The organism is Streptomyces phyllanthi (genome assembly GCF_009377205.1).
In the GTDB taxonomy this organism is placed as follows: domain Bacteria; phylum Actinomycetota; class Actinomycetes; order Streptomycetales; family Streptomycetaceae; genus Streptomyces; species Streptomyces phyllanthi.
In genome coordinates this window covers 1-11,759 of the sequence record NZ_VJZE01000289.1, presented here as the reverse complement: position 1 = coordinate 11,759, position 11,759 = coordinate 1, and the positions used below count along the sequence as shown (strand labels likewise).

The 11,759-nt window shown below is 72.0% G+C and carries 10 protein-coding genes; 4 read left to right on the top strand and 6 right to left on the bottom strand.

Features of this window, described 5'->3' with window-relative positions; genetic code table 11:
* Window positions 1-469 precede the first annotated feature (469 nt).
* The gene (locus tag FNH04_RS30620) at window positions 470-1,498 is read left to right on the top strand and encodes a LacI family DNA-binding transcriptional regulator (RefSeq protein ID WP_152789022.1); all 1,029 of its coding nucleotides are present in this window, start codon (window positions 470-472) and stop codon (window positions 1,496-1,498) included.
* A 158-nt stretch (window positions 1,499-1,656) separates the two neighbouring features.
* A complete protein-coding gene (locus FNH04_RS30615; protein WP_322724292.1) occupies window positions 1,657-3,000 on the top strand; it encodes a pectate lyase family protein in 1,344 nt (447 codons plus the stop codon).
* Window positions 3,001-3,082: 82 nt separating this feature from the next.
* On the opposite strand, the gene FNH04_RS30610 is transcribed toward FNH04_RS30615, so the two are convergent.
* Entirely contained in the window at window positions 3,083-5,773 is a 2,691-nt protein-coding gene (locus tag FNH04_RS30610) for a glycoside hydrolase family 2 TIM barrel-domain containing protein (protein WP_152789020.1), read from the bottom strand.
* A gap of 247 nt (window positions 5,774-6,020) precedes the next feature.
* On the opposite strand from FNH04_RS30610, the gene FNH04_RS30605 reads away from it, so the two are divergent.
* Window positions 6,021-6,239, top strand: a complete 219-nt coding sequence (locus tag FNH04_RS30605; protein ID WP_152789019.1) for a hypothetical protein — start codon at window positions 6,021-6,023, stop codon at window positions 6,237-6,239.
* Here the strand turns inward: FNH04_RS30605 and FNH04_RS30600 are convergent.
* The 4 genes from FNH04_RS30600 to FNH04_RS30585 are packed head-to-tail and all read right to left on the bottom strand — an operon-like array spanning window position 6,236 to window position 10,203.
* Window positions 6,236-7,546, bottom strand: coding sequence for an FAD-dependent monooxygenase (locus FNH04_RS30600; RefSeq protein WP_152789018.1), 1,311 nt, complete (start codon window positions 7,544-7,546; stop codon window positions 6,236-6,238). The two genes, FNH04_RS30605 and FNH04_RS30600, sit on opposite strands and share 4 nt — an antisense overlap.
* Window positions 7,547-7,562: 16 nt before the next feature.
* Entirely contained in the window at window positions 7,563-8,207 is a 645-nt protein-coding gene (locus FNH04_RS30595) for a maleylpyruvate isomerase family mycothiol-dependent enzyme (protein WP_152789017.1), read from the bottom strand.
* Entirely contained in the window at window positions 8,204-9,040 is an 837-nt protein-coding gene (locus FNH04_RS30590) for a fumarylacetoacetate hydrolase family protein (protein ID WP_322724289.1), read from the bottom strand. The genes FNH04_RS30595 and FNH04_RS30590 overlap by 4 nt, the downstream gene beginning before the upstream one ends.
* A complete protein-coding gene (locus FNH04_RS30585) occupies window positions 9,037-10,203 on the bottom strand; it encodes a cupin domain-containing protein (protein WP_152789016.1) in 1,167 nt (388 codons plus the stop codon). The genes FNH04_RS30590 and FNH04_RS30585 overlap by 4 nt, the downstream gene beginning before the upstream one ends.
* A 77-nt stretch (window positions 10,204-10,280) precedes the next feature.
* Between FNH04_RS30585 and FNH04_RS30580 the strand changes: the two genes are divergently transcribed.
* Window positions 10,281-11,072: an IclR family transcriptional regulator gene (locus tag FNH04_RS30580; RefSeq protein ID WP_322724287.1), complete on the top strand. Its 792-nt coding sequence runs from the start codon at window positions 10,281-10,283 to the stop codon at window positions 11,070-11,072.
* A gap of 16 nt (window positions 11,073-11,088) precedes the next feature.
* Here the strand turns inward: FNH04_RS30580 and FNH04_RS30575 are convergent, their stop codons facing one another.
* Complete coding sequence (locus FNH04_RS30575) at window positions 11,089-11,676, bottom strand: DUF2238 domain-containing protein (RefSeq protein WP_152789023.1); 588 nt, start codon at window positions 11,674-11,676, stop codon at window positions 11,089-11,091.
* Between the last annotated feature and the right edge of the window lie 83 nt (window positions 11,677-11,759).

Below are 11,759 nucleotides of genomic sequence, written 5' to 3'. Positions count from 1 at the left end.
CCCCCACTCCCCGTGCCGCCCCCGTCCGACCCGCATGCCGTGACCAGACTCGCGGCGGCCAGAACTGCGATGGCGCCAGTGGCGAGACGTCGTAAGCGTCCGAGCGGTCCGGCCGTGCTCCCCATGTTCGATCCCCTCATGTCGCGGTGGGCCGTGGGCGGGCCCCCGGTCGGGACGATGTGATGCGGTGGCACTGAACTCTGCGAGATCTCTGCGACGAGCCCATGGCGCATCCTGCGACGAGCGCACGACGAGCCCTGCGGCGAACCGCGCGCAGAAACGGGCCGAAAAGGTTTTCTGAGACGCTAGGACTCGGCTTACCGGCCGTCAATACCCATGCCGGGAACGGATACGGGTGAATCATCGAAACCCGTTGAAGAGCCCTGACCGAAACACGTCGCGTACTGTTGCAGGGCGCGGCGTGCCACCCCTACGGCGCGGGCACGCGACGCGAGACAGGAGGACACGCATGGCACGGGCCACCGGCCCCTCTCGTTCGCAGCCCACCACGCTCAGCGATGTCGCGCGGCTGGCGGGCGTGTCGGTCGCCACGGCGTCCAAGGCCCTCAACGGCCGCAGCCAGGTGCGCGCGGAGACGAGGCAACGGGTGATCGAAGCGGCCGAGCGGCTGTCGTTCCGGCCCAACCAGGTGGCCCGCGGCCTGCTGGCGGGGCGGACGGGCACCGTGGGGCTGCTCACCAGCGACCTGGAGGGCCGGTTCAGCATCCCGATCCTCATGGGCGCCGAGGACGCCTTCGGAGCGGGCGAGGTCGCGGTGTTCCTCTGTGATGCCCGCGGCGACGTGATCCGCGAGCAGCACCATGTGCGCGCGCTGCTGGGCCGACGGGTCGACGGCCTCATCGTGGTGGGCAGCCGGACCGACCCGCGCCCGTCGCTGGGCCGCGAGCTGCCCGTCCCCGTCGTCTACGCGTACGCGCCCTCGGAGGACCCGGAGGACCTGTCCATCGTCCCGGACAGCGTCGGTGCCGGCCGGATCGCGGTCGACCATCTGCTCGCCTGCGGCCGTACCCGGATCGCGCACATCACCGGCGACCCCGGGTACGCCGCGGCGCGCGACCGGGCCGAGGGGGCCCGGGCCGCGCTCGCCGACGCCGGTCTCGCCCTGGTCGGCGAGCCGCGGTTCGGGGCCTGGTCGGAGGGCTGGGGGCGGGCGGCCACCGCGATGCTGCTGGACCGGCACCCGGACGTGGACGCCGTCCTGTGCGGCAGCGATCAGATCGCGCGCGGCGTCATGGACGTACTGCGTGAGCGCGGACACCGGGTGCCGGAGGATGTGGCGGTCATGGGGTTCGACAACTGGCAGGTCCTGACCTCGGCCTCCCGGCCGCCGCTGACCAGCGTCGACATGAACCTCGAACAGGTCGGGCGCGCGGCGGCGCACGCCTTGTTCACGGCGATCGGCGGGGCACCGCGCTCGGGGACCGAGAACCTGCCCTGCCGGGTGGTGATCCGGGGGTCCACGGCGCCGCTGTCGTGAGGGCGTGTCTCCAGCTCGCGCCGTACGGACTGTTGAACCGACGGGACTCAGCTCCTACCGTTGCCCCGGTGACGATGCCTGAATCGATTCACCGACCGGTTCACCCACCCTTGCGCGGTCGCGGTCGAGTCCGCTCGGCGTCCACCGGAGACCAGACCGTGGACCGGACCGGCGCAGGAACCGAAGGCCGGATACGCGGGGCCCTCCTCGTAGCCGCCCTGCTGGTCGGGGCGCTGCTGCCGACGGGCTCCGGGACCGCCGCCGCCGACAGCTCCGGCCCGGATGGCGTCGGCCCACCCGGCTGGGCCTCCGTCAACGGCGGTACGACCGGGGGCTCGGGTGCCGCCCCGGAGGCGGTGTGGACGGTGTCGACCCGTGCGGAGCTGAAGGAGGCGCTGGCCAACCGCGGTGACCCGAAGGCGCCCAAGGTCATCCGGGTGCGGGGGGACATCAACGGCCACGAGGCGGACGACGGCACGCTGCTCGGCGAGCAGGACTACGCCCCCGGCTACGACCTGGCCAAGTACATGTCGTGCTTCGGCGAGGACGGCACCGAGTGGTCCGACAGCCGCCACGACTACTGCAAGCAGCAGCGGACCCTGCGGCAGACCGGTTCGAACAGGGAGAAGCAGCAGATCCAGCTCACCGTGCCGAGCAACACCACGCTCATCGGCACGGGTGGCGCCGCCCGGCTGCTCGGTGTCTTCCTGACCGTCAACACGGGCACCAACATCATCATCCGCGACCTCCATCTGGAGGCGCCCGTCGACCACTTCACCACCTGGTCGCCGGGCGACGGGGAGCGGGGCAGCTGGAACGCCCGCTTCGACGCCCTGACGGTGATCACCGGGAAGAACATCTGGATCGACCACTGCACGTTCACCGACGGCCGTTTCCCGGACCGTACGGCGCCGGCCGGCTTCCACGGCGAACGGGTCCAGCGGCACGACGGGCTGCTGGACATCGAGGACGGCTCGGACTTCATCACCGTCTCCGACAGCCGGTTCACCGACCATGACAAGGCGGTCCTCGTCGGGTCCGGCGACGGACGGGGCGACCGCGACCGCGGACACCTGAAGGTGACCTTCCTCCGGAACCTCTTCACGGGTGTCGGGCAGCGCGCTCCACGCGTCCGCTTCGGACAGGTTCACCTGGTCAACAACGTCCACCGGGGCCGGGCGGAGGACACCGGGTACGCGATCGGCATCGGCCTGGAGTCCGCGATCGTCTCCGAGCGGAACGTCTTCCTGTACGGAGGTCCGGGCGCCGGTCCCGCCCTGGTGGTGGCGGTGTACGGGGGCACGCGCTTCCGTGACACGGGTTCCTGGCTGAACGGCCGCCCGGCCGGCCTCGACGCGGCAGCCCGCGCCGAGGCCGCGGACGGTTTCAGCACCGACACCGGCTGGCGCCCGGCCGACGTCTACGACTACCGCCCGCTGAGTTCGGCGGCCGCGGTGTGGTGGTACGTCCTCCACCACGCGGGGCCGCGCCGCGGCGTGTGAGGCGACCGCACGCGCACGACCGGCCGGTCAGGGCCTCGCCGACGCTGATCCTGCGTCGGCGAGGCCGACTGGCACCTGATCGTCAGCGCGGACGCCGTACCGTCAGCGTGCGGGTCGCGGGCCGCAGTCCGGGGGCCCTCGCGGTGAGCGTGACACGTCCCGGTCGCTTCGCCGGCCGCAGGATCGCGAGCGCCTTCCCGTGCCAGGTGTGACGGCGCGGCCGGGTGAAGCTGTCGACGTTGTGCGGGTTGCCGTTGCCGACGGCGGCGAGCTCGCCCGCGCCGCTGACCTCGAACGTCACCCGGAGCGTCGCGTCGGGTACGAGACGGCCACGCCGGTCGACCACCTCGACGAGCACGTGCGCGAGATCGTCCCGGCCGGTGGTGAGGGCCGTGACGTCAGGGACCAGCCGCAGCGCGGCCGGAGCGCCCACCGTCTCGAGTTTCGTACGGCCGATCTCCTTGCCGTTCCGGCCGGCGACGGCCGTCAGCTCCCCGGGTTCGTAGGGCACGGTGAAGGTGGCCATGGCCCGCTCGGGGACCCTGGCGGCGCCACCGGGGAACTCCGCGCCGTTGAGCAGCAGCCGCACGCTGTCGCCCGGAGTGTAGACGTGCACCGTCATCGGGTGGCCGCGCTCGACGTCCCAGGTCCAGCTCTCCAGCTCGTCGAAGTAGCCCCACCAGACCGCCAGTTGCTCGGTGCCCGGCGGGGTCGGCCGCTCCACAAGCAGCTCCACGGGACTGCGTCCGGTCACCGCGTCCCGCCAGTGGTTCTGCGGCTTGCGCTGGCCGATCAGGTCGAAGTCGCCGCAGTTGGCCTGGAAGTACGGGTAGGCGTAGCCGAAGCCGCCCCAGTTGTGGTGCAGTTCCCGGGAGATCGACCAGCCGGGCATGACGCTCTGGTCGCCGATGGTCTCAGCCGTCCCCACGGGAGGGATCGGCGTCTTGCCGATACCGGCCTCGCCGAGGTAGTCCCAGGCGGCCCAAATCCATGTCCCGGTGGCCCAGACGTGGTCGGCGGCGAACTTCACGTCCTGGTGGATCGTCGCGGGGAACGTCTCGTTGTGCGTCATCGCCTTGTCGGGATGCGCGTCGTGCATCTGGCCGTAGGTCTTGCCGTTCGCGTTGTAGTGCACGTCGCCCACGTCGACGTAGCTCCAGGAGGGGTCGTTCGCGGAGTGGGTCGAGCCGCCGCCCAGGGTGAGGGGCCGTGTGCGGTCGAGGGCGCGGAGCCGTGCCGCCATCTCCGCTCCCCGGCGTCCGTTCGTGTTGTCGGTGATCTCGTTGCCCAGCGACCACATCACCACGCTGGGGTGGTTGCGGTCCCGGAGCACCGTGCCCGTCAGGTCCCGCTCCCACCACTGGGCGAAGTGCACCGAGTAGTCGTCGGGGTTCTTGCCGGTGTCCCACACGTCGAAGAGCTCGTCCATCACCAGCATGCCCAGCCGGTCGCAGGCGTCGAGCAGCTCCGGGGTCGGCGGATTGTGGGCCGTACGGATCGAGTTGAAGCCTGCCGCCTTGAGGATCTCGACCCGGCGCTCCTCGGAGCGGGCGAGTGCGACGGCGCCCAGCGGGCCGTGGTCGTGGTGGACGTTGCCGCCCATGATCTCGACCGGTTCGCCGTTGAGCAGGAAGCCGACCTCGCCGTTCCACACCAGCGAGCGGATCCCGAACTCCGTGGTCACCGTGTCGACGACCCGGCCTTTGACCAGCACCTCCGCATGGGCGGTGTAGAGACTCGGCGAGTCCGGGGACCACAGCTCCGCCCGCCTGACCGGGAGATCGAGCCGTACGTCGGCCGTCGTGTCCGGCGCGACGTCCCGTACGGCGTCCTCGGCCCTCGCCACGACGCGCCCGCGCGGATCACGCACGCTGACGCGCACCGAAGCGGACGAGGAGCGCCCGCCGAGGTTGGCGACGGACACCTCCACGCGCGCGACCGACCGGCGCTCCCCCACCACGGGCGTGCTCACATGAACGCCCCACAGCGGGATCCGCACCGGCCCGGTCACCGTCAGCCAGGTGTGCCGGTAGATCCCCGAACCCGAGTACCAGCGGCTGTTGCGGCCGCTGTTGTCGACCCGTACCGCGAGGACGTTCTCGCCCGAGTGCCTCAGATGCGGGGTCAGGTCGTACGCGAACGACGTGTAGCCGTAGGGATGGAAGCCGAGGTGCTCGCCGTTGAGCCAGACGTCCGCGTTCTGGTAGACGCCGTCGAACCGCAGCTCGTAGTGGCGTTCGCCGCCGCGCTCCGGCAGCGTGAAGCGCTTGCGGTACCAGCCGGTTCCGCCGACCGTGTATCCGGTCGAGCCCCCGCCCGCGCTCTTCTCCGGGGAGAAGGGGCCGATCACCGGGGGCGGGCTGGGCTCCGCCAGCGGCTCCTTGGGGACGAGCAGGGACGGGTCGCTGGTCGCGCCCCCGTCCGGGGGCGGGGCGTCGGGGAGGTCCTCGATGCTCCAGTCGTGCGGGAGGTCGAGCGACCGCCACGAGCCGTCGTCGAACGCCGGGTCCTGCGCGCCGTCGGCGTCACCGCGGAAGAAGCGCCATCCCTCGTCGAACGACCGCTCGCGTACCTGCGCGTCGAGGGGGTCGGCGCCGTCCGCGGCGGTCGCGGCGTCGACATCGAGCGCCAGTGTTCCCACGGTCACCGCGCCGAGTTGCAGTGCCAGACGGCGCGTCACCCCGCCTGACGTACCACGCTGGTCCTCCGGTAAGTGGTCACCGGTGTCACCGGTCCGCTGCTGTGCATCGCCGCGCTGTCGCTGTTCTTTCATCGCCATCTCTCCCGCCCACCAGGGATTCGGTATTTCGAGATCTCGAACAACATGCGGAATACAGAACTGGCATAGCCATGACATCAGTAGAGGGGTGAGGACATGGCGTCAAGAGGTGCGGGTGGGACAACGGCGCACTCCGGGGACGCGGACGGCCCTGCCACCTCCTGTCACTGTCCGGGGCGGCTCTCTGACCCCCGGTGGCCGTCGAGCTGCGCACCCGCCGGATCCGACGCATGGTGGTCCTATGGGCAGGCATCCCCCCGTGGTCGTGCTGCCGCCCTCGTCGGACGGCGGGCGGCAGGTGACGATCCACGGTGCGCGCACGGGTACCGCGTACACCCTGTTCGACGTGCTGGACTTCCTCCACCACGCGGGACTGCCCGCCGAGGACCGTGCCGTCGACGACCCCGACCTGATCGAGTGGCGCGGTGGCGGACCCTACGACTGGAGCCCGGCCTCCTAGAGCCCGCCCGATCCCAACGGCAGGCCCTGGCCGGCCGGCGTTCCGAGCTCCACCGAGTCCAGCGGGATCGTCGGACAGGGCTCCGGCTCCTGCTCGGGCGTCAGTGCGGTGGGGCCGTAGATCCAGTCCGTGAAGGTGTAGTCGTAGGTATCGCGGGAGCGCAGCAGCGCGTTGCGCCGCAGGCGCCTGGTCCCGTCGTGGTGCCAGAACTCCCCCCACGCGCGGGCAGTGGTGATCACCCGGCCGCAGTGCTCGGGGCGCACGGCCTCGTACGCGGCGAGGGCCGCCGCCCAGTCGACGCCGGACGACCTCCGCGACCTCCGGGGCCGCTGGGCGCCGACGTGCTCGGCCAGTACCCAGCCGTCCTCGATGGCCATGACCGCGCCCTGGGCCATGTACTGCAGCGGGGGGTGGGCGGCGTCGCCGAGCAGGGCGATCCGGCCGTCGACCCAGTTCGTGATCGGGTCCCGGTCGAACATGCGCCACCAGCGGTCGCGCCACATCAGCGGCAGGCCCTTCCGGATCTGGGCGCAGGTGCCGTCGAAGGCCCGGTCGAGCTCGTCGGGGGTGCCCCAGTCCGCCTCGCCGGCCAGCGCCTTCGGCGACTCGAAGACGGCGACCTGGTTCAGCATCCGGCCGGCGCGCAGCGGATACTGCACGAAGTGGCAGCGCGGTCCGACGTAGACCACGACATCCCTCTCGTGCACGCCGTTGCCGCGCACCTCGTCGAAGGGGAGCGCGGCGCGGTAGGCGACATAGGCGGAGCCGACCGGCTCGTCCCGGACCAGGAGCCCGCGTGCGACCGAGTGGAGGCCGTCGGCGGCGATGACGACCTCGGCCTCGTCGCTCCCGCCGCCGGCGAACGTGACACGCGCACCGCCCGGGATGTTCTCGTACGCCACACAGTGCGAGCCGTTCACCAGCTCGACACCCCCGCGCTCGCACGCGCGCAGGAAGATCCCGTGCAGGTCGCCGCGGTGGATCACCAGGTACGGGAAGCCGTAGCGCCGCTCCAGGTCCTGCAGGTCCAGGCGCGTCAGCTCACCCGCGTCGACGGCGTCCTTCATCACGATGTGCTCGGGCAGCACGCCGAGCGCGACGGCCTCGTCGAGGAGCCCGTGATCGGCCAGGATGCGGGTGCAGTTCGGCGCGATCTGGAGGCCGGCGCCGACCTCGCCGAACCGCGCGGCACGCTCGTGGAGACGTACCCTCAGGCCCTTGCGGGTCAGGGCCAGAGCCGCCGAGAGGCCACCGATCCCGCCGCCGATCACCAGGGCGTCGGGGCGGTGCGCGTCCGCTGTGCTCATGCCCTTCTCCCGGTGGTCACAGCCACGGTGTCAGCGGCTCGGCGGTGGAGCCGTCGGTGGTCGTCACGCCCAGGGCGGGCCTGCCGGCGAGATACGCCGTGACCTCCGCCGCGGTGCCGTGCACGGCGGGGACGCCGTCCCGGCCGCGCCGGGCGAGGATGTCGTCGCGGAGTTCGGCGAGGAACTCCTCCGGCAGGTCGGCGAACCGCACTCCGGTGCCGAGGTCGACGGCGTGCACCATGACCTCCCGGCAGCGCATCCACGGGGTCTCGCTCGCCGGTACGGTCCGTCCCTGGGCGGTGACCACCTCCGCCTGCCACTGCTGTTCGGTCAGTTGCGCCATCGCGTCGGCCAGGGTCCGCGCGGACTCCTCGAACCACGCGGTGAGCCAGTCGCCGGGCAGCCCGGCGCCCGACTCGATGGCCGCGTCGCGCTGCCCGGGAGAGCCGTACATCGGTGTGGGCTCACCGGTGCGCGCCCAGTGCAGGAGGTTGCCGATGGCCTCGGCGTTGCCGGCGAGGTGGGCGACGACGTGCTTGCGGGTCCAGCCGGGCAGCTGCGAGGGCGCGCCGTACGACGCCTCGTCCAGGCCGTCGAGGGCCTTGCCGCACAGCGCGGTGCCCTCGGCGACCCAGGCCAGTACCGTGCGGAGGTCCCTCATCGCTCCCCCTCCGGGACCACCTGGTTCTCGAGCCGGCCCAGGCCCTCGATCTCGGTGACCACGGTGTCGCCCGCCCGGAGGAAGACCGGCGGCTTGCGGGCGTGGCCCACGCCTCCGGGAGTGCCGGTGGCGATGATGTCGCCGGGGCCCAGCCGCACCATCGTGGAGATGTAACGGACCAGGTCGACGGGGTCGAAGAGCAGGTCGCCGGTGTTGTCCCGCTGCATCACCTGCCCGTTGACCTCGCAGCGGATGTCGAGCGCGGGGCGCGGGCCGCCCACCTCGTCGGCCGTGACGAGGAAGGGGCCGACCGGTGTGGTGGAGTCCCAGTTCTTGCCCTGCAGCCACTCGCGGGTGCGGAACTGCCAGTCGCGGCAGGTGATGTCGTTGAGCACCGTGAAGCCCGCGATGGCCGCTTCCGCCTCGCTCTCGTCCGCGCGACGTACGTGCCGGCCGATGACGACCGCCAGTTCGGCCTCCCAGTCGAACGCCTCGGTCTCGACGGGGCGCCGGATCGCGTCGTGCGCCCCGATGAGGGTGTCCGCGAACTTGCTGAACAGAGTGGGGTGTTCGGGCAGGTCGCGGCCCATCTCCTTGATGTGATTCCGGTAGTTCAGACCGACGCAGACGACCTTGCCGGGACGCGGGACGAGCGGGGCGAACACCGCCTCGGCGGCGGAGTACCGCGGACCGTCGGCGGTCGCCGCGGCCGTGAGCCCGCCGGCCGGGGCGAGTACGGCGCCCACGTCGGGCAGGCCGAGGTCGACCAGAAAGTCCCCGTCGGCGCGGACGGCGGCGGTGCGGTCACCGAGACGGATGGTTGCGAGCTTCACGCGTGCTTCTCCTCGACATGGCTGACGTGGGTACGGAACAGGTTGAGCTTGGTGAGGACGGGTGCGTCGCTGAACTGGAACAGGTCGAGTGCCCCGGAGTCGGAGTCCGACGGGGAGGCCTCGGACCGGATCGACAGCGACAGCCAGGAGGGGACGACGAAGAGGTCGCCGCGCTGGACCGACCAGGAGACCTCACCCACGGTCACCCGGCCCGAGCCGTCGAACACCTGGTAGACCGACGATCCCGTCTCGCGCCGTGGAGCGGTCTCGGCGCCGCTGCGGACGCGGTGGAACTGCGCGCGGACGGTCGGCAGGACATCGCCGCCGCTGGTGGGATTGGTGTACCGCACCAGCGCGTGGCCGGGCTCCACCGTGCCGGGGTGGCCCTCGCGCTCCAGTTCCAGCTGGTCGGTCAGGGCGGCGTCCGTGTCCTCCCAGCGGTAGCGCAGCAGCGGGGTGCCCTCGCGTGTCCCGATGTCGGAGACCGGGACCAGCCCCGGGTGACGCCAGAGCCGCTCGGAGCGGGAGCGGTCGGGCGTGCCGTGCTCCTCCTCGGTCAGCCCGTCCCGGCCGAAGTCGAAGAACTGGCCCTCGATGTCGTACTGGAAGGGGATGTCGAGGCCGTCGATCCAGGCCATCGGCTCGTCGGCCGCGTTGTGGTGCGCGTGCCAGTTCATGCCCGCCTGCGGCAGGAAGTCACCGCGCCGCATCGGTACCGGGTCGCGCTCCACGACGGTCCACACGCCCTCCCCCTCCACGACGAATCGGAAGGCGTTCTGGGTGTGCCGGTGCTCGGGCGCGTTCTCACCCGGCATCAGGTACTGGATGGCGGCCCACAGCGTCGGGGTGGCGTACGGCCTGCCGCCCAGGCCCGGGTTGGCCAGCGCGATCGCGCGCCGCTCGCCGCCGCGGCCGACCGGTACCAGGTCACCGGCCCGGGCGCCCAGGTCCAGCAGCGTCTTCCACTCCCACAGGTGCGGCCGCGCCCTCGACCGGGGGTGCTCGGGCATGAGGTCGCCGATCCGGGTCCACAGCGGCACCAGCAGCGCCTTCTCGAAGCCCCGGTAGAGGTCCTCGAGCTCCGGGGTCACCGGTGGCTGGTCGGACCGGTCCTCCGCGGTCAGGCTGACGGGCGAGACGGTGGTCGGCTCTTGGTCGGTCATACGGGAACCGTGCGCTGTACGCCCTGCCCTGGAACAGTAGATTCTGCACAGCGGAACACAGGGAACGGGAGGTCACCGTGGCCAGGCCCATGAAGAACCCGCCGGCGTACGGCGTCACGAGCGTGGACCACGCCCTGCAGCTGGCGGTGATCCTGCAGGTCGAGGGGCCCCTCACGGTGTCCGAGGCCGCCGAGCGGCTCGGTGTGGCCCGCTCCACCGCGCACCGCCTGCTCTCCACGCTCGTCTACCGGGACTTCGCGGTCCAGGACGAGGACCGGACGTACCGCGTGGGCCCCGTCCTCGAGATCGCCGCCAAGACGCAGTCGAACGCCGCCGCCATCCGGGCCGCCGCCCTCGGCCCCCTGCGTGCCCTCGTCGACAGGCTCGACGAGACCGCGAACGTCAGCATCCGCACCGGCCGGACCGTGCGGTTCATCGCCTCGGTCGAATGCTCGCGGGCACTGAGGGTCGGCAACCGCGAGGGCATGGTTTTCCCCGCGCACGAGGTGACCGGCGGTCTCGTCAGCCTGGCGGCCCTCGGCGACGACGAACTGACCGCGCTCTACTCCCCCGCAACCGCCGACGGTTCCGAGGAACGCCCCGACCTGGCGAAGCTGCGCACCGAGCTCCGTGCGGTCAGGCAGAGCGGTGTGGCCCTCAACCTGGAGCGTTCCGAGCGGGGCCTGGTCGCCGTAGGGCGTGGCGTGACCGACTCCGCCGGCGCGACGGTCGCAGCCGTGTCGGTCTCCATGCCGAGCGTCCGCCACTCGCCGCACCGGCTCAAGGAGGTCGTCATGGCGCTGACCACCGCGGCGGAGGCGATCTCCGCCGCTCTCGTGGACGGGGTCCGCGCGCCCAGCCGGAGCTGAGGGACCCCGACCCCGCTCAGTCGCGCCCGAGGCGGGCCAGCCGGCGGTCGTGCAGCCGGCTGAGGAGCAGCAGCGAGACCGTGGCGCCGATCAGGGCGCAGAACATGTCCCACTGGGTGTCCCACACATCGCCCTGGGTGGCCAGGAAGGCGTCGGCGGCGTGCCCGCCCGTCACGGCCGCGGCCCACTCCAGCATCTCGAAGACGGCGCTGAAGGCGAGGCAGGCGCAGACGGTCAGCGGGGCCAGCCAGCGGCTGCCGCGCAGGGGTGAGGTCCGGACGAGGAGTTCACGGACGAGGACGGCCGGTACGAAGCCCTGCATGAGATGGCCGAGACGGTCGTACGGGTTGCGCTCCAGGCCGAGCAGGTCGCGCACCCAGTCACCCGCTGGCACCTCGGCGTAGGTGTAGTGCCCGCCCACGATGAGGACCAGGGCGTGCGCGGCCAGCAGGCAGCACAGCAGGTCGCTGAGCGGGAACCGCTTGCGCAGCACGATGGCCAGCGGCAGCCCGACCATGACCCACACGGTCTCCAGCAGCCAGGTCATCGGGTCCTTCGGGTGCCACGCCGACGCGGCGAGGGCGAGGGCGACGACGGCCACCAGGACGGCGGGGAGCCGACGGCTGCCGGTGCGGCGGTCGCCGGGGAGAGGGGTGGCGGGCCGCTTCTCCGCGGACGGGCGGGTGG